The 17,532-nt window shown below is 63.6% G+C and carries 21 protein-coding genes; 10 read left to right on the top strand and 11 right to left on the bottom strand.

Annotation, left to right across the window (positions count from 1 at the left end):
* Window positions 1-30: 30 nt before the first annotated feature.
* The 7 genes from ruvB to LB513_RS07495 all read right to left on the bottom strand — a co-directional run bounded on the left by ruvB (window position 31) and on the right by LB513_RS07495 (window position 4,397).
* Entirely contained in the window at window positions 31-1,068 is a 1,038-nt protein-coding gene (gene ruvB / locus LB513_RS07525) for a Holliday junction branch migration DNA helicase RuvB (RefSeq protein WP_224662829.1), read from the bottom strand.
* A gap of 43 nt (window positions 1,069-1,111) precedes the next feature.
* Window positions 1,112-1,732 carry a Holliday junction branch migration protein RuvA gene (ruvA, locus tag LB513_RS07520; protein WP_224662828.1) on the bottom strand — a complete coding sequence of 207 codons (621 nt, stop codon included), beginning with the start codon at window positions 1,730-1,732 and terminating at the stop codon, window positions 1,112-1,114.
* A 27-nt stretch (window positions 1,733-1,759) separates the two neighbouring features.
* Complete coding sequence (locus LB513_RS07515; protein WP_224662827.1) at window positions 1,760-2,179, bottom strand: type II toxin-antitoxin system VapC family toxin; 420 nt, start codon at window positions 2,177-2,179, stop codon at window positions 1,760-1,762.
* Entirely contained in the window at window positions 2,157-2,426 is a 270-nt protein-coding gene (locus tag LB513_RS07510) for an AbrB/MazE/SpoVT family DNA-binding domain-containing protein (protein ID WP_224662826.1), read from the bottom strand. Before LB513_RS07510 ends, LB513_RS07515 begins: the two co-directional genes overlap by 23 nt.
* Before the next feature lie 56 nt (window positions 2,427-2,482).
* Window positions 2,483-2,992 carry a crossover junction endodeoxyribonuclease RuvC gene (gene ruvC / locus LB513_RS07505; protein WP_224662825.1) on the bottom strand — a complete coding sequence of 170 codons (510 nt, stop codon included), beginning with the start codon at window positions 2,990-2,992 and terminating at the stop codon, window positions 2,483-2,485.
* Between the two features lie 74 nt (window positions 2,993-3,066).
* Complete coding sequence (locus tag LB513_RS07500; RefSeq protein ID WP_224662824.1) at window positions 3,067-3,600, bottom strand: DUF1465 family protein; 534 nt, start codon at window positions 3,598-3,600, stop codon at window positions 3,067-3,069.
* A gap of 416 nt (window positions 3,601-4,016) precedes the next feature.
* Entirely contained in the window at window positions 4,017-4,397 is a 381-nt protein-coding gene (locus tag LB513_RS07495) for a hypothetical protein (protein WP_224662823.1), read from the bottom strand.
* Window positions 4,398-4,725: 328 nt separating this feature from the next.
* On the opposite strand from LB513_RS07495, the gene LB513_RS07490 reads away from it, so the two are divergent.
* Window positions 4,726-5,277: a hypothetical protein gene (locus LB513_RS07490; protein ID WP_224662822.1), complete on the top strand. Its 552-nt coding sequence runs from the start codon at window positions 4,726-4,728 to the stop codon at window positions 5,275-5,277.
* 29 nt (window positions 5,278-5,306) lie between these two features.
* Here the strand turns inward: LB513_RS07490 and LB513_RS07485 are convergent, their stop codons facing one another.
* Window positions 5,307-6,077 (bottom strand): sulfite exporter TauE/SafE family protein, encoded by a 771-nt coding sequence (locus LB513_RS07485; protein WP_224662821.1) that lies wholly within the window; start codon window positions 6,075-6,077, stop codon window positions 5,307-5,309.
* Between the two features lie 223 nt (window positions 6,078-6,300).
* Between LB513_RS07485 and LB513_RS07480 the strand changes: the two genes are divergently transcribed.
* The 7 genes from LB513_RS07480 to LB513_RS07450 all read left to right on the top strand — a co-directional run bounded on the left by LB513_RS07480 (window position 6,301) and on the right by LB513_RS07450 (window position 12,476).
* Window positions 6,301-6,948: a thiamine phosphate synthase gene (locus LB513_RS07480; RefSeq protein ID WP_224662820.1), complete on the top strand. Its 648-nt coding sequence runs from the start codon at window positions 6,301-6,303 to the stop codon at window positions 6,946-6,948.
* A gap of 1 nt (window position 6,949) precedes the next feature.
* The gene (locus LB513_RS07475) at window positions 6,950-7,993 is read left to right on the top strand and encodes a tetratricopeptide repeat protein (RefSeq protein ID WP_224662819.1); all 1,044 of its coding nucleotides are present in this window, start codon (window positions 6,950-6,952) and stop codon (window positions 7,991-7,993) included.
* A gap of 139 nt (window positions 7,994-8,132) precedes the next feature.
* Window positions 8,133-8,699, top strand: coding sequence for an elongation factor P (gene efp, locus LB513_RS07470; protein ID WP_224662818.1), 567 nt, complete (start codon window positions 8,133-8,135; stop codon window positions 8,697-8,699).
* A gap of 25 nt (window positions 8,700-8,724) precedes the next feature.
* Entirely contained in the window at window positions 8,725-9,525 is an 801-nt protein-coding gene (locus LB513_RS07465; protein WP_224662817.1) for an inositol monophosphatase family protein, read from the top strand.
* A gap of 99 nt (window positions 9,526-9,624) precedes the next feature.
* A complete protein-coding gene (gene trhA, locus LB513_RS07460) occupies window positions 9,625-10,311 on the top strand; it encodes a PAQR family membrane homeostasis protein TrhA (RefSeq protein ID WP_224662816.1) in 687 nt (228 codons plus the stop codon).
* Window positions 10,312-10,417: 106 nt separating this feature from the next.
* The gene (locus LB513_RS07455; protein WP_224662815.1) at window positions 10,418-11,443 is read left to right on the top strand and encodes a MotA/TolQ/ExbB proton channel family protein; all 1,026 of its coding nucleotides are present in this window, start codon (window positions 10,418-10,420) and stop codon (window positions 11,441-11,443) included.
* Between the two features lies 1 nt (window position 11,444).
* The gene (locus LB513_RS07450) at window positions 11,445-12,476 is read left to right on the top strand and encodes a peptidoglycan -binding protein (RefSeq protein ID WP_224662814.1); all 1,032 of its coding nucleotides are present in this window, start codon (window positions 11,445-11,447) and stop codon (window positions 12,474-12,476) included.
* Between the two features lie 75 nt (window positions 12,477-12,551).
* On the opposite strand, the gene LB513_RS07445 is transcribed toward LB513_RS07450, so the two are convergent.
* Window positions 12,552-12,905 (bottom strand): DUF1304 domain-containing protein, encoded by a 354-nt coding sequence (locus tag LB513_RS07445; RefSeq protein ID WP_224662813.1) that lies wholly within the window; start codon window positions 12,903-12,905, stop codon window positions 12,552-12,554.
* 138 nt (window positions 12,906-13,043) lie between these two features.
* Here LB513_RS07445 and LB513_RS07440 point away from each other — a divergent pair, with 138 nt between their 5' ends.
* The gene (locus LB513_RS07440) at window positions 13,044-14,528 is read left to right on the top strand and encodes a carboxypeptidase M32 (protein WP_224662812.1); all 1,485 of its coding nucleotides are present in this window, start codon (window positions 13,044-13,046) and stop codon (window positions 14,526-14,528) included.
* Window position 14,529: 1 nt separating this feature from the next.
* On the opposite strand, the gene LB513_RS07435 is transcribed toward LB513_RS07440, so the two are convergent.
* A complete protein-coding gene (locus LB513_RS07435; RefSeq protein ID WP_224662811.1) occupies window positions 14,530-16,329 on the bottom strand; it encodes an ABC transporter transmembrane domain-containing protein in 1,800 nt (599 codons plus the stop codon).
* Between the two features lie 201 nt (window positions 16,330-16,530).
* On the opposite strand from LB513_RS07435, the gene rpmE reads away from it, so the two are divergent.
* On the top strand, window positions 16,531-16,752 hold the full coding sequence (rpmE, locus tag LB513_RS07430) for a 50S ribosomal protein L31 (RefSeq protein WP_006327661.1): 222 nt from the start codon (window positions 16,531-16,533) through the stop codon (window positions 16,750-16,752).
* 52 nt (window positions 16,753-16,804) lie between these two features.
* Here the strand turns inward: rpmE and LB513_RS07425 are convergent, their stop codons facing one another.
* A complete protein-coding gene (locus LB513_RS07425; RefSeq protein WP_224662810.1) occupies window positions 16,805-17,512 on the bottom strand; it encodes a hypothetical protein in 708 nt (235 codons plus the stop codon).
* Window positions 17,513-17,532: the final 20 nt, after the last annotated feature.

Below are 17,532 nucleotides of genomic sequence, written 5' to 3'. Positions count from 1 at the left end.
GATCGCCTCCTCGCGCAGGTGCGGCGGAATCTACTCTTCCTGGAAGAGGTTGATCTGCTGCTGTGCCAGGTCCTTCGGCGCGTCGAGGCCGAGGTGGCGCCAGGCATTGGCCGTCAGCACCCGGCCGCGCGGCGTTCGCTGGATGAAGCCCTGCTGGATCAGATAGGGCTCGATGATGTCCTCGATCGCGTCGCGCGGCTCCGAAAGGCCGGCGGCGATCGTCTCGATGCCGACCGGCCCGCCGCCGAAATTGCGCGCAATCATGCCGAGGTAACGGCGATCGAGCGCGTCGAGACCGAGCGCGTCGACTTCCAGCCGCGTCAGCGCCTCATCGGCGATCCGGCGATCGACATGGCCATCGCCGGCGACGGCCGCGAAATCGCGCACGCGGCGCAGCAGTCTTCCAGCGATCCGGGGCGTGCCGCGCGCGCGGCGCGCGATCTCCAGCGCGCCATCGTCGCCGAGCGGCATCCGCAGGATGCGCGCGCCGCGCCGCACGATGTGCTCCAGTTCCTCGACCGAATAGAAATTGAGCCGGACCGGAATGCCGAATCGGTCGCGCAGCGGGTTGGTAAGCAGGCCAAGCCGCGTCGTGGCAGCGACGAGGGTGAAGCGGGCAAGGTCAATCTTGACGGAGCGTGCCGCCGGCCCCTCGCCGATGATCAGGTCGAGCTGGAAATCCTCCATCGCCGGATAGAGGATTTCTTCCACCGCCGGGCTCAGCCGATGGATTTCGTCGATGAAGAGCACATCGCCTTCCTCGAGATTGGTGAGCAGGGCCGCGAGATCGCCGGCCTTGGCGATGACCGGGCCGGAGGTCGAGCGGAAATTGACGCCCAGTTCGCGCGCCATGATCTGTGCCAGCGTCGTCTTGCCGAGCCCCGGAGGTCCGACGAACAGCACATGGTCGAGCGCCTCGCTGCGTCCCTTGGCGGCCTCGATGAAGACTTTGAGATTGGCCCGGACCGCAGCCTGGCCGACGAAATCGTCGAGCGTCTGCGGGCGCAGGGTCTGATCGGCATCCTCGCCGCGTTTTTCCGGAGCGATCAGGCGGGGCGACAGGCTCATTCGGGCTTACTCGCACAGGACCCAGGACCGGACAAGCCAGCGCTCACCGCGCCAGTTCCTTCAGGCCGAAGCGGATCAGCTTCGGCGCGTCCGCGTCTTCGCCTGCCGTCTTCAGCGCCGCGGCAATCGCATTGGCTGCCGTGTCGCGCGAGTAGCCGAGATTGACTAGCGCCGAGACGGCGTCTGTGATCGGCGCTGAAGCGACGCCCTCGCCGAGCTCCTGCTTCAGGCCGATCGTGCCGGAGGCGGTCCCGGCATAGGCCGGCGCCTTGTTCTTCAATTCGGTGACGATCCGCTCGGCCACCTTCTTGCCGACGCCGGGCGCGCGCGAAACCATGGCGATGTCGCGCAGCGCAATGGCATTGGCGAGGTCCGCCGGCGCCAGCGTCGACAGGATGGCCAGCGCCACCTTGGCCCCGACGCCCTGTACATTGTTCATCAGCAGCCGGAACCACTCACGCTCGAGCTGAGACTGGAAGCCATAGAGCCTCAACATGTCCTCGCGCACATAGGTCTCGATGAACAGAACCACGGCTTCGCCAGGCGAAGGCAGCGCGGCCAGCGTACGCGCCGAGCAATAGGCGACATAGCCGACACCGTGGATGTCGACGACGCAATGATCATCATCGATCTCGTCCAGCGTGCCCTTGAGCTTGCCGATCATGCCTGATCCATCATGGACGATCAGCCCTCATGGGTGCGTTTCGGGAGAAATGATGTCGAGATTCGGAAAGTAATTGCGGTAGCGGGCGGCGTCTCGCGTCAAAAGGCGGTGTCCCGCCACGCTTGCATGGGCACCAATCAAGAAGTCCGGCAATGTCCTTTCCCGAACGCCGCCGGCCCGCCGATAGCGGGAGTGCGCGACGCCGGCTAGGAATGCCGCATCCCAAGGCAGGAACTCGCGCTCCATCGCGAGCATGTCGGCTGCTTTTCTAAGCGCTGCCTCTGTCCTAATCAGCGGCGCCAACTCCGACCAGACGATTGTGTTGAGCACCAGTCCCCCTTCGCAGCGGCAGGATGCGATTGCGGAGGATGACCATCCTGTCAGCGGACCGGCCGGACCCCAGACGTCGATCAGGATATTCGTGTCAATCAAAGTCGAGATCTTCACGCGGCCCCCTCAACCACTCCATGTACTCGTCCGTCGTCATACCGCCCAGATCCAACGTCCCCTCCATGCGGTCAAGCAAATCGGTGAACCTGCGCAATCTCTCCTCCTCGGAGATGTTCTCATTGACGGCAACCAGTCGGACGCCATCGTCGGTGGCCACGAATTCGACCTCAGATCCTGGACCGATGCCCAAGTGATCTCGTATCGGCTTGGGAATCGTAACCTGGCCCTTGGTGGTGATACGCATGGTAATACCTCTCAGGTATTACTTAGCCCCGAGGCGTGAACAAGTCAAGAACATCGCTAGCCGGCAAGCGCCATCCGGTAGGCCACGCTCTGCCGGTGATGCGCGTGGCAAATCGCTATGGCAAGCGCATCTGCGGCATGTTCGGTGTCGAATATCGCCTTCGGCAACAGCACCTTCACCATCATGTGGATCTGTTTCTTGTCGCCATGGCCAACGCCGATCACCGCCTTTTTGACGGCATTCGGCGCGTATTCGGCGACGACGAGGCCGGCCCGCGCCGGCACCAGCATGGCGATGCCGCGCGCCTGGCCGAGCTTCAGCGTCGCCACGGCGTCCTTGTTGACGAAAGTCTGCTCGACCGCAGCTTCGTGCGGCATTGCGCTGTGCAGGATCTCGGCGAGGCCGTCATGCAACTGGCATAGTCGCGTCGCCAGTGCCGCCTTGTCATCGGACCGGACGGTCCCTGAGGCAATGAAGCGCAACGAGTTGCCAAGGCTCTCGACGATGCCCCAGCCGGTGCGTCGGAGCCCCGGATCGATTCCGATGATGCGAATCGCTTCCGCCATCTGGCAAGTTTACCTCCGGCCGACAGCGATGCCAGCGAAATGTGAACAAACCGGAAACAGGGCGAGCGTTGATCTCAGCCGCGTGCAAAAGCCGTGTTAAGCAGGCTGATCTGGTCGGAAACCGGATTCGTGCGGCGACCGACGGGTTGCATGTCCAACATGGCGCTGGCGCCGTAGATCTCGTCATCCATGCGGCGCACCAGCGCCTGCAGGCGCAACGAGCGGGTGACAAGGTCCAGAAAATCCGCAGGCAGTTCGCCCCATCCGGCGGCATCATCGTGCGCGGAGGCCGTGTCCAGGCGCACTTTGGATTTTTCCGAGGCGACCTGATCGCGGGTCATCTCGCCCGAATTCGCCGCGCGCTGCAAAAGCAGCCACGACGCGACCTGCATTAGCCTGGTGGTCAGCCGCATCGATTCCGCCGCATAGAGGGTGGCTGCCAGGCGCGACAGTTTCTTCGCCTCGGCGCGGCCCTTGCCGTCGAGATACTCCGCCGCCTGTTCGACCAGGCCCATGCCTTCCTGATAGAGCGGCTTGAAGGATTGCGAAAACACCCGACGTTCCGCCAGCTTGACGGTTTTCGCACCGCCCTTCGAAGGCTCGTTCATCAATACGCCCCTGCAACTTGCAACCGGCCGAATCGGCTCTCACCGTCCGTCCAGCACCCTATAAACGGCTGAAGCTTGAAAATGCGCTTCGGCGGCTGCGAAGGCAAGCATATGTTTAACAGAAGGTTAACGGGCCCCCGCGCTTCGGCGGATGGATAAAAAAAGAGCCGCGAAAACGCGGCTCTCAGGAGTTTAACAGGGAGGCGTCAAACAAAGTGGCTCCGACCACTCGGTAAGAATCCAGATAACTGGATGAACATAGTAAACACCTGTAAAGCTTAATGAAGCCTTAATGGCGGGCCTGTTTTTTGCGCTACCGGCTCTCGCTGTTCCAAATCGGCACGGATTGGACGCTGGACTGCGGTTAGGGACGGCTGCCACCAAGTGTCGCCAGAGCGGCATGCACGAACTGAATCTCAGGGCTTTTCCCAGACTGCCGGCAACGCGATGAACGCGAACAGCAGCATGCCTGCGTAGAAACCGATCGAGGCTATTCCAAGCACCGGTTCTATCGCCGGATTGCCGGCAAGCATGACAAAAAGGCCGATCATGAGCCCAATGCCGCTGATCGCCGTCAGCCAGAAATGGACGAGGGCCAGCGTCGTCCGGCCGACCGCCGGAAAGAGGTGATAAAAGAAGGCGAAGACCGCCGACATCAGCCAGCCGGCCACCATTATATGGGCGTGGGTCGGCATCTGGCCGTGGTCTCCGCTCATTGCCATGTGGATGCCGAGCGCCATCCCACACAGCGAATAGATAATTGCCAAGGTAAAGAAGTTCCGCGCTACCCCTTGCATGTCTGTCCCCCCAAATTGCTTTTCCCGCCCGCGGGAATGATTGCTTGTCTACGGTTGCCGTCGCCAACGAGACTTCGGCTGACGGCGCATTAGCATCGCCGGTGTTTCCAGACGATGTCGCGCCCACCCTCCCGGCGCCTTCGATAATAACAGAAAACAGCCGCGCGTCCGCTGCCTTGTGGGCGTCATGCCCTGCTAAAATGCCGAAACACAGCCAGGTTTTTCGCGACATCGTTCCGAAACAGGCGACACGCTAGAGGCCCCGCTTCCCCGGCGGCTGGCGCGGATCCGCCCGCCGCGAACATCAGCATCCTCAAAGGAGCACCTCATGGATTTGTACTCCATCGTCAAATTCTTCCACATCGTCAGCGCCATCCTGTGGGTTGGCGGCGGCTTCGTCCTGTTCCTGCTCGGCATGCTTGCCGAGCGTGGCGGAAACATCGAGGACAAGCTCTGGGCGATACGCGCCAGCGGCCAGTTGGGAGGCCGCTTCTTCGCTCCATTGTCCATGCTGACGCTGCTTTTCGGCCTCGTCATGTGCGGCTTCTGGGTCGGCTTCTCGGAGCTGTGGATCGTCATCGGCCTGGCCGGCTACGCCACGACCTTCTCGATCGGCATGTTCATCTTCAAGCCCACGGGCGAGCGCATGGGCGCCATGATCGCCGCGGAAGGCATCACGCCGGCCGCCCTTGCCATGGCCCAGCGCATGATGAGCGTGGCGCGCTTCGACTATGCGGCAATGCTCGTGGTTATCGCCGACATGGTGCTCAAGCCGACCGTGCACGACATCGGCATCCTTGCCGGCATGCTGCTGGTCCTGGTGGCCGGCGCAACACTGGCTTTAGGCGGCAATCGCCGGCTCGAGGCAATCGCCGCCTGAAACACGAATGCGGCGGTCAATCCCGAAGGCTAGATGAGACCGGCGATGCCATCCCACAGCAGCTTGACCGCCACCACCGCCACGGTTGCGTAAGTGAAGGGATAGAAGGTCTCGGGACGCATGCGCCGCACCAGCCAGGCACCGAGGACGGTCGAAACAGGGGCCAGCGGCATCAGCACCGCCGACGCGGTCAGATTGGCGGTGTCGAACTGGCCGAGTGCGAAATAGGGCACCAGCTTCAGCGCATTGGTGGCGGCGAAGAAGATCGCGGCGGTGCCCGACAAGACCTTCGGATCGAGGCGGATCGGCAGAGCGTAGACCTGGAAGGGCGGCCCGCCGACATGCGCGACGAAGCTGGTGAAGCCGGCGACCGTTCCCCAGATCGCGGCTGCAACGCGGTTGGGCGCGACGGCATGGTCGGAGCCATGCCGAAACTGCAGGTAGAGCCATCGCAGGACGAAGATGATCGCCACAGCGCCGACGATCAGCCGCACCGCCTCTTCGGTGACCAGTGCGGCAGTCAGCCAGCCCAGCCCGATACCGACGACCGCCCCCGGCATCATGTCGACCAGCATCTTGCGGTCGTAAACACCCCACCACGTCCACACCGAGACGATATCCATCAGACACAGGATCGGCAGCAGGATGGCCGCCGCCTGCACCGGCGGCATGGTCAGCGCCATCAGCGGCACGCCGACGAAACCGACGGCACCCCCGAACCCGCCCTTGGACAGGCCGACCAGGATGACCGCCGGAATGGCGGCGGCATAGAACCAGGGATCGCTGAGCAGGCCTGACATGGGAAGTGTACTGTCCGAGGAGAGGAATCCGGCTGAGGGGACTGTCCGGAGGCGTATCGGGCCTGAATAGCTGAGAATTCAGAATGCGGCGACAGCAAATGTAATGCGGTCTGGAGCCGGACCAGCGACGCGGGCCGTCCGCCTGTTCAAAGCGACGACTTTGCTCTATGCCGCAATCCAACCATCTTCGCCCGCCATAGGCGAAAACCGGGATCGAAGAACCATGAATGACGCAACGCCACCCAATCGCTGCCGCATCGTGCTGATCGCGCCGAGCGGTGTGCCGGCCGCCCGCATCACGGCGGCGTTCGATGGCGGCGACGTCGCCTCGCTAATCCTGCCCGAGAACGGCATGGACGAGGCCTCCTTCCAGGCCTTTGCAGAGCAGATCGCGCCGATAGCGCAGGCCGCCGGCGTGGCGGTCGTCATCGCTGGCGATACCCGTATCGCAGGTCGCGTTCAGGCGGACGGCATCCATGTCGAGGTTTCCAAGGCCGAACTCGCCGAGACGATCGAACATTTCCAGCCAAGGATGATGGTCGGCGCCGGTGGCGCCAAGACGCGGGATGATGCGCTCGAGCTTGGCGAGACGCGGCCCGACTACATATTCTTCGGCCGCTTCGGCTACGACAACAAGCCGGAGCCCCACCCGCGCAACCTGGCGCTCGGCAAATGGTGGGCCGACATGATCCAGATCCCGTGCATCGTCATGGCCGGCTCGGACATCGCCTCGGTCGAGACGGTGGCCGCTACCGGAGCCGAGTTCGTCGCGCTCTCGAGCGCCGTTTTCGCCGAGGGTGTCAATGCTGAAAGGGCGATCGCCCGGGCCAACGCGCTGCTCGACGAAACCGCGCCCCGCTTCGAGGATTGACGTGACGCCGGCCAGGCTTCTCCTTCAGGCGCTGCTCGCGACGGTCCTGAGCCAGGCCTGTGCCGCCGAGACGATTCCCCTGCCGCAACCCAAGCCGGATACGGCCGGCGTTCATACCGACAAGCCGATCGAGACGCAGCTGCCGCAGCCCGCCACCACGACCGAACCAACGCCGCTGCCGTCGGCGGATGCCATCAATCCCGACCGTTTCGGCGCACGGCCGGCTGACGCCGCCTATGGCGCCTTTCAGCGCGGGCTCTACAAGACAGCCTATAATCTCGCCCTGATCCGCGCCCAGAACGGCGACCCGGCAGCGCAGACGCTGGTGGCCGAGATCCTGTCACGCGGCTTGGGCGTGCCGCTGAACTCCTCGGAAGCGGCGAAATGGTATGCGCTGGCCGCCGAACAGGGCGTGCCGGAAGCGCAGTTCCAGTACGCGCTGATGCTGCTCGACGGGCGGTACGTCAAGAAGGACGAGAAGGAGGCCTATGCCCTGATGCAGGCCGCAGCCGAGGCGGGCAACCGGCTGGCGCAGTTCAATTTCGCGCAAATGCTGGTGCGGCAGGATCCCGGCGACGCCGGCCTGGCCAAGGCCGTGTCCTATTATGAGCGCGCCGCCGCGACCGGACTAGCCGACGCGCAATACGCGATGTCGCAGATCTATGCCAATGGGGTCGGCGGCAAAAGGCGCGATGACGCGCAGGCGAGGCGCCTGCTGGCGCAAGCCGCCCGGCAAAACTACGACACGGCCCAGATCGACCTCGCCGCCTGGATGATCGAAGGACGCGGCGGCGCGCGCGACCTGAAGTCCGCCTTCGGGTGGACCAAGCAGGCGGCGGAGAGCGGCAATGTCGCCGCCCAGAACCGCCTGGCGAAACTCTATATGCAAGGCCTCGGCACCGAACCGGACCTGGTGCTCGCAGGCGCTTGGTACATCGTAGCCCGCCGCGCCGGCCTTATCGATCCGGAAATGGATGATTTCCTGCAAGGTCTGAGCGACGACCAGACCAAGGATGCCCTGCGCAAGGCGAACCGCCTGCCTTGAGCGCCCCTCGGGGCGCGGCGGCGACTTGGCGCTCCCTTGCCTCTTCGGTTGATTTGTGGTCTTGGGAGCCCGAAATCGCGTCCCAGCGAATATCCATACCAGCGGCCTAGCCATTGGTAGCATCCCGGATCACCTCATCATGGCCAAGATCAATGGCAACGAAATCCGTCCCGGTTACGTCATCGAGCATGATGGCGGCCTCTGGGTCGCCGTCAGGACCAACACGGTCAAGCCCGGCAAGGGCGGCGCCTACAACCAGGTCGAACTGAAGAACCTGATCAACGGCACCAAGCTCAACGAGCGCTTCCGTTCGGCCGAGACCGTCGAGCAGATCCGGCTCGACCTCAAGGATTTCTCGTTCCTCTACGAACAGGACGACGCGCTGGTGTTCATGGACACGCAGAGCTACGAGCAGCTGGAACTGAACAAGGAGTTCGTCGGCGACCGCGCAGCCTTCCTGCAGGACGGCATGATGGTGACGGTCCAGCTCTACGAGGACAGGCCGATCGGCATTTCGATGCCAGACTATGTGACGCTGACCATCACCGAGGCGGACCCGGTGGTGAAGGGGCAGACGGCGGCCTCCTCCTACAAGCCGGCCGTGCTGGAGAATGGCATCCGCGTCCTGGTCCCGCCTTTCATCGGCGCCGGCGAACGCATCATCGTCGACACCAACGAAATCACTTACGTGCGCCGCGCCGACTGACGCGCGACGGCAGGAAGATTTAAAGATGGCACGATCAGCCCTCCTCAACGTCATGGTCCAGGCCGCAATGAAGGCCGGCCGTTCGCTGTCGCGCGACTTCGGCGAGGTCCAGAACCTGCAAGTGTCCTTGAAGGGTCCGGGCGACTATGTCAGCCAGGCCGACCGCAAGGCGGAGGACATCGTTTTCGCCGAGCTGTCGAAGGCCCGCCCCGGCTACGGATTTCTGATGGAAGAGCGCGGCGTGGTCGAGGGCGAGGACAGCCAGCACCGCTGGATCGTCGACCCGCTCGATGGCACCACCAACTTCCTGCACGGCATCCCGCTCTTTGCCGTTTCCATCGCACTGGAGCGCCAGGGCCAGCTCGTCGCCGGCGTCATTTACAACCCGGCCATGGATGAACTCTACACCGCCGAGCGTGGCGGCGGCGCCTTCATGAACGATCGCCGCCTCCGCGTCGCCGGCCGCACCAAGCTGGTCGACACGGTGATCGGCTGCGGCATGCCTCATCTGGGCCGCGGCCATCACGGCAATTTCCTCGTCGAACTGCGCAATGTCATGGCGGAAGTGTCGGGCGTGCGTCGCCTCGGCTCCGCATCGCTCGACCTTGCCTATGTTGCCGCGGGCCGCATGGACGGTTTCTGGGAGACCGGGCTGTCGGCCTGGGATCTCGCCGCCGGGCTCCTGATGATCCGCGAGGCGGGCGGCTTCGTTTCCGACATGGATGGCGGCCAGGACATGCTTGACAAGGGCTCGGCCGTGGCCGGCAACGAGATCATCCAGCGCGCCCTGCTGAAGGCCGTGAAAAAGCCGCTCACGGCGCGCTGATCGGCGCGACACGCTGATGCGCCGCGGTCGCAAAACCGCAACGGAAGCTTGAAATACTGTCCGGCGGTTACCCAGATATAGGGTGACGCAGGACCATGGATGACCGACACCAAGCCGCAACCCGACATCCCCTTCATGGGCCGCTGGCACTATTCCCGTGCGGAGATGATTGCCGACGGCATCGTCCACGCCGTCGGGATCGTTCTGGCGATAGCGGCCGGCTCGGCATTGCTGGCACTGGCCGCCTATCGGGTCGGCCCCGGCGAATACGTCGCCGCGGCCTTCTACGTGGTCTCGCTGCTCACCGTCCTGTCCGTGTCGATGACCTACAATCTGTGGCCAGTGTCCTCGCCGGCGAAATGGGTCTTGCGGCGTTTCGACCACGCCGCGATCTATCTCTTGATCGCCGGCACCTACACACCCTTCCTGGCGCAACTCGACGGCTCGCCGCTGGCGAACTGGATGATCGTGCTGGTCTGGATCGCCGCGGCCCTGGGGATCGCGATCAAGGTGTTCCTTCCCGGCCGTTTCGACCGGCTGGCCATCGTCTTCTATCTCGCCATCGGCTGGAGCGGCATCGCCCTGGCCAGGCCGCTAGTCCAGACGCTGCCGACCACATCTCTGATGCTCATCATTGCCGGCGGCATCGTCTATTCCTGCGGCGTCATCTTTTTCGCCTGGAAGCGACTGCGCTTCCACAACGCGCTATGGCATGGCTTCGTCGTGACCGGCGCCGGCCTGCATTTGGCCGCCATGGTCGATTGCCTGGTCGTAAGCCGCCTCTGAACAAGCCCGCGGGCACGGCAATATTGCCAATCGCCATTCAATTTGGTCACAATTCCGTTTAGAGTCGTGAGCGGCGCGATCGGCGGGCAGTGGAAACGGGGCACGGATGGCTTTTCTCAGATCCTTCGGCGTGGGCAGGCGTTCCGACGTCTTGATCTACGACCCGCATAAACTGTCGAGTCCGCAGGTCTTCTTGCTGACCATGGTGATCTTCCTCGCCATTGTCGCCTTTATCGCTGCCATCCTGACCCGCCAGATCTCGACCGCCTTTGGCAGTAATCCGGGCCTGAACGGCTTGATCGTCGGCGTGCTGGCGGTGGGCATCCTCCTGGCCTTCGGTCAGGTCGGTAGGCTGTTTCGCGAAGTGCGCTGGGTCAATTCGTTCCGCGCCGGCTCCGAGACCACCGAACCGGTGCTGCTGGCGCCGATGAAGGCGATGATCGGCCGGTCCTCCGCGACCGCCTTCTCGACAAGCTCGATGCGCACCATGCTCGATTCCATCGCCACGCGCCTTGACGAAAGCCGCGACACCTCGCGTTACCTCGTCGGGCTGCTTGTCTTCCTCGGCCTGCTCGGCACCTTCTGGGGGTTGCTGAACACCATCGGCTCCATCCGCGAAACCATCGAAGCGCTCGATCCCGGCACCGGCGATGCCGCCGCCGTGCTCGACTCGTTGAAGCAGGGACTTTCGGCGCCGCTGGCCGGCATGGGCACGGCCTTCTCGTCGTCGCTGTTCGGCCTTTCCGGCTCGCTGGTGCTCGGCTTCCTCGACCTGCAGGCCGGCCGCGCCCAGACGCGGTTTTACACCGAACTCGAGAACTGGCTGTCCTCGGTCACCGACCTGTCGTCGGACATCGTCGTCTCCGATCCGGCCAAGTCCGAATCCTCCGACGAGATCCGTGTGCTGTCGGAACGGCTGCGCAGCATGCAGGAGAATGGCGGCGGCGCCAATCCCCGCGTCGCTACCGCCATGGCCAATCTTGCCGACGGCATTTCCGGTCTGGTCAAGAACATGCGCTCAGAGCAGCAGATCATGCGCGATTGGGTCGAGGCCCAGTCGGACGAGCAGAAGGCGATGCGCAACACGCTGGAAAAGATCGCCGAGGCCCTAAAAAAGCCCGGGGTCCACTGACATGGCACTGGCGCGTGGGCGACGCAGCGATCGCCGTATCGATTATTGGCCCGGCTTCGTCGACGCGCTGTCGACGCTGCTGCTGGCAATCATGTTCCTGCTCACCGTGTTCGTGCTGGCGCAATTCCTGCTCGGTCGCGAACTCTCGGGCAAGGATACAGCCCTGTCGCGCCTCAACTCGCAGATCAACGAACTGACCCAGCTTCTGGCGCTGGAACGCTCGACGGCGCAGGACAAGGATGATTCGCTGGCCAATCTGCAGGCGTCGCTGTCGGCGGCGGAAGCGGAAAAGAGCCGGCTCCAACAATTGCTGGCGCAAGGCGCCGGCGCCGGCAACGCCGCCAACCAGCGCGCCATTGAGCTCAGCGGCGAACTCGATAGCCAGCGGCAGATCAGCCAGCAGGCCTTGAGCCAGGTCGAGATCCTCAACCAGCAGATCGCGGCACTGCGCAAGCAGATCGGCGCTCTCGAGGACGCGCTCGACGTCTCCGAGACGCGCGACCGCGACTCCAACACCAAGATCGCCGATCTCGGCCGTCGCCTCAACGTCGCGCTGGCGCAGCGCGTACAGGAACTCAACCGCTACCGCTCCGACTTCTTCGGCCGCCTGCGCGAAATCCTCGCCGATCGCGAGAACATCCGCATCGTCGGCGACCGGTTCGTCTTCCAGTCGGAAGTGCTATTCCCGACCGGATCGGACGTGATCAACGATGCCGGCAAGGGCGAGATGAAGAAGCTCGCCGACGCCATTATCGAGCTGCAGAAGGAAATTCCTCCGGAGATCAACTGGGTGCTGCGCGTCGACGGCCACACCGACAACAAGCCGCTCTCCGGCACCGGCCGCTACCGCGACAATTGGGAGCTGTCGACGGCCCGTTCGACCTCGGTGGTGAAATTCCTCATCGAGAATGGCGTGCCGGCCAACCGCCTGGTCGCCGCCGGCTTCGGCGAGTTCCAGCCGCTCGACCCGGCCGATACCGACGAGGCACGCAACAAGAACCGTCGCATCGAACTGAAACTCACCGAACGGTGATCACAACTGTTCGCCGACTAAGCAATGGCGAGCAGACCGCGACGTGTGGGGAGCCGTCCCACAGGCGCTTTTTCCTCACACGGCTAGCCAGACGGCGACCAGCGCAAGCACCGCCGGCGCGGCCTGGACGAACAGGATCTTGCGGCCGGCCGTCGCCGCCCCGTAAAGGCCGGCGATGGCCACGCACAGCAGGAAGAACATTTTGACCTGAAACCCGGCGGCGCCGAGGGTCAGTCCCCAGATCAGGCCAGCGGCAAGGAACCCGTTATAGAGCCCCTGGTTGGCGGCCAGCACCTTCGATGCGCTGGCGAATTCCGGCGTCAGGCCGAAGGCCTTATGGCCGCGCGGCGTGTCCCACAGCACCATCTCGAGATAGACGATGTAGACATGGATCAAGGCCACCAGGCCGACCAGGATGTTGCCGATCATTGCGTTCCCTCGATTTCTCGCGGCAGCATTTCACGCGTGACCTTGTTTGCGCAAGATGCCTGGCGGGATCAGGGCCCAGGGTTGCAAACATCCTGGCGTTGGTATCTTTTCGCGCCGTCCTCAATCACGGAAAACGCCATGTCCTTTCAGAAACTCGATGACCTCGGCCACAAGCTCGAAGCGCTCGAGCATGCGCTGGCCATCCTCGGTGCCGATGAGGCCACCCACATGGCGGTAGGCGGCGGCGAGAAGCGTGCCGAGGCGATGTCGGCGCTGGCGGGCATGTATCACACAAGGGCAACCGCGCCGGAAATAGGTGACTGGATCGCCGCCGCCGAGGCCGAGGCGCTGAACGACGAGCAGAAGGCCGCTATTGCCGAACTGCGGCGGCAGTACACCAATCTGACCTGTCTGCCTGTCGAATTCGTCGAGCGCCAGACGACTGCGCGCATGCGCTGCGAGCAATTGTGGCGCGAATTGCGCGCCAAGAACGACTGGACCGGCTTCCAGCCGGCTCTAGAAGGCGTGGTAGCGCTGGTGCGCGAAGAGGCCGCCCTACGCGCCGACGTACTCGGCCTCGCGCCCTATGACGCGCTGATGGAGCAATACGACCCCGGCAACCGCACCGCCGATATCACCCCCGTCTTCGCTGACCTGAAGGCTTTCCTGAAAGGGTTCGTACCCGAAGCGCTCGCGGTGCAGGAAGCGCGGCTGCGCCAGCGACCGCTGAAGCCGCTTTCGGGCACCTATGCGATCGACAAGCAGCGCGAGCTCGGCCTTGCCATGATGACCGCGGTCGGCTTCGACCCGACGCATGGCTCGCTGTCCGTGTCGCATCACCCGTTCTGCGGCGGCGTTCCCAGCGACGTTCGCATAACCACCCGCTACAAGACCACCGATTTCCTGTCGGCGCTGATGGGCGTGCTGCACGAGACCGGCCATGCGCTCTATGAGCAGAACCTGCCCAAGTCATGGGCCCACTGGCCGTTGGGCAAGGCGCGCGGCATGGCTGTGCATGAAAGCCAGAGCCTGTTCGTCGAAAAGCAGCTCGGCCGCAACCCGGCCTTCTGGCGCTGGGCCCTGCCGGTGGTCGAAAGGCATCTCGGCGAAGCATGGTCGCTCGAGGATATACTGCCGCATGTGCACCGAGTCGAACGCGGACTGATCCGTGTCGATGCCGACGAGGTGACCTACCCCCTGCATGTCATCCTGCGCTATGAATTGGAGCAGGAACTCGTCGGAGGCACGCTCGAGGTGGCCGATCTCCCCGAAGCCTGGGACGCCAGGATGCGCGACTATCTCGGCCTCTCGACCATCGACAATCCGGCCGACGGCCCGATGCAGGACGTGCATTGGCCCGGTGCCGCCTTCGGCTATTTCCCGTCCTATACGCTTGGCGCGATGATGGCTGCGCAGCAATGGGCGGCGCTGACCAGGGAGCATCCCTCCGCCGACGATGACCTCGCAAAAGGAAATTTCGAGGCGATCAACGCGTGGCGCCGCGAAAAAATCTGGTCGCAGGGTTCACGCTGGTCGACGCCGGATTTGCTCGAACGCGCAACCGGCGAAAAGCTTGACGCCAGTTATTTCGTCAACCATCTCAGGCAGCGTTACGGAAGCTAACCTATTCCGCAGCACCCCTGAAGGCGGTCGCCCCGCTCTCGAACTGCAGCTTGGCCAGCCGGGCATAGATGCCGCCCTTGGCGACGAGGCTGTGATGCGTGCCTTCCTCGACGATGCGGCCGCCATCCATGACCAGGATCCTGTCGGCCTTGAGCACGGTCGCCAGGCGGTGGGCGATGACGATGGTGGTGCGGCCCTGCATCAGCCTTTCCAGCGCGACCTGCACCAGCGTCTCGCTTTCGGCGTCTAGCGCGGAGGTGGCTTCGTCGAGCAGAAGGATCGGCGCGTCGCGCAGGATGGCGCGCGCGATGGCCACACGCTGGCGCTGGCCGCCGGACAGCGTCACGCCCCGCTCGCCGACCTGGCTGTCATAGCCTTTTTCCAGCCGGAGGATGAATTCATCGGCCAGGGCGTCCTTGGCGGCCGCCTCGATCTCGGCGTTGCTGGCACCCGGCCTGCCGAAGCCGATATTGTCGCGGGCCGTCGCCGCGAAGATGGTGACATCCTGCGGCACGATGGCGATGCGCTGCCGGATCGCGACGGGATCGGCTTCGCGAACGTCGACGCCGTCGATCGTGATCTTGCCTGTCTCCGGGTCGTAGAAGCGCAGGATCAGAGAAAAGACCGTGCTCTTGCCAGCTCCCGAAGGACCGACGATCGCCACCGTTTCGCCGGGCATGACCTGGAAGCTCAAGCCATGCACGGCGGCGCGGTCCGGCCTTGCCGGATAGGAGAAGGACACGCCCTCGAAGCTGATCGCGCCCTTGGCCACGGAAGGCAGTGGTTTCGGGTCGGCGGGCGCCTGGATTGCCGGTTTCTCCGCTAGGATCTCGGTCAGCCGTTCGGCCGCGCCTGCCGCCTGGGCAAGTTCGCCCCAGACCTCCGATAGCGCGCCAAGCGCGCCGGCTGCGAACACCGAATAAAGCAGGAACTGGCCAAGCGTGCCTGCCGACAATGTGCCTTCCAGCACGTCACGCGAGCCGAACCACAGCACGGCCACGACCGACGAGAAGATCGTGAAGATGGCGAAGAAAGTGAGGAAGGAGCGTGCGAAGATCGAGGACCGCGCCGCCGCGAAAGCGGCCTCCACCGCAGCCGAGAAATGACCGGTGACCAGCTTCTCATTGGTGAACGCCTGCAGCGTGCGCACGGCGCCGATCTGCTCGCTGGCATAGGCCGTCGCGTCGGCGAGCGTGTCCTGCGCCTGCCGCGACTTGCGCCGCACCGAACGACCGAAGGCGACCAGCGGCAGCACGATGATCGGAATGGCGGCGATGACCAGGCTCGACAGTTTCGGGCTGGTGACGACCATCATTGCCACCGCGCCCAGGCCGAGGATGACATTGCGCAAAGCGACTGAGGCAGTGGCGCCGACCGCCGACTTCACCTGCGTGGTGTCGGCGGCAAGCCGCGACACGATCTCGCCGGACTGCGCGGTGTCGAAGAAGGAGGGCGACAGCGTCGTCACATGGGCGAACACATCGCGCCTGATATCGGCGACGACGCGTTCGCCGAGCGTGATGACGAAATAGTAGCGGCCGGCGGATGCCGCCGCCAGCATGGCGGCCATCGCTAGCAAGGCGACGAAATATTCGGCGATGAACGTCGAGTTGGATGACGAGAAGCCATGATCGATCATGCGGCGAACCGCAAGCGGCAGGGCCAGCGTGGTCACCGCCGCGATGACCAGCGAGATGACGGCGCCGACAACCAGCGTGCGGTAGTGTGTGATATAGGGAAACAAGCGCCTGAGCGGCTTGAGCGAGCGCCTGCGCTCGTCTGCGCTGCTGGTTTGCGCCATGGCAGTGTTTCCTCTGGCCGCTCTGGATAATGCGCTCACTATGCGCTTGTCGCGGCCTTGTGATTCAATTCCGCCTGATGTATAGGCTCGCCGACCGTTTTAGAAGCCGTGGCTCCTCAATAGCCGCGGCTTTGAGTTTAAAAAAGAGGCGCATCGACGCAGGCTCATGCCCGTCGGCGCCGGCAAGCCAGGAACCGCGCCATGAAGACCGACATCCATCCCGATTACCACACCATCAAGGTCGTCATGACCGATGGCACCGAATACATGACCCGTTCGACCTGGGGCAAGGAAGGCGATACGATGAACCTCGATATCGACCCGACCACCCACCCGGCCTGGACCGGCGGCCAGCAGACCCTGCTCGACCGCGGCGGCCGCCTGTCGAAGTTCAAGAAGCGTTTCGAAGGTTTCGGCCTCTAAGCCAGACCGGCCTTGCAGATCAAAAACCCGCCCTCGTGGCGGGTTTTTTGCTTCAGCGAATGGTGGCGCGAACAAAGTCGCCGTTAATGGCGACCAGGGGCTTGACGCCGACGGTGTTGGGAAGCGAGCTGTCGACGAAGGATGCCGCCGCCGTCACCGAGTAGCTGATCGCAACCCCTTGTCCGAACGCTAGCGTGGCATCCAGCGCCTTGCCGGTGATGGCAATGTTTTCGTCATGTCTGACGCTGCCAAAAGCGAGATTGGCTTTCAGCGCGTCGCCTTTGAGCTCGACGATCGACGCATGCCCGTCGAGCGAGATATCGGCTGCCTTGCTGGTTATGGCTATGGTGGAAAAATTCCCAGCCATCCTGGCTTGCAGCGCCGCCTGGTTGATAGACACCGAACTTTCAGGTTTGATGTTTGCATTGATGTCGACCCTGCAGTCCGAAGGGTCCATCCATGACGACGGTGAAACATAGATACGCAATGTCGAGGCCTCCAGCTTCATGTCGCTGACAAGGCTGCAGTCATTAGCGAACCAGCTCGAATACCAGCGCGAGAACCAGCCATGGCGGCGGCTGCCGATCGTCGCCTGATAGGGTGCCGACGCCAAAGTCGTGATCCTGACGGAACTGGCTTCACCTGATATAACGATGGCGCTCACGCCATCAAGATCGAGGGTCTTGCCGGCCTCCCCGGTTGCCGGCGAGGCAAGTGCTACACTGCCGAATGACAGCAAAGCGAGAATTGCGAATTTCATTGATATCTCCGATCATGTTT

Source organism: Mesorhizobium sp. ES1-1 (genome assembly GCF_020164785.1).
Taxonomy (GTDB): domain Bacteria; phylum Pseudomonadota; class Alphaproteobacteria; order Rhizobiales; family Rhizobiaceae; genus Mesorhizobium.
The sequence above is the reverse complement of the archived record's forward strand: the minus strand, read 5'-3'. Positions and strand labels throughout refer to the sequence as shown.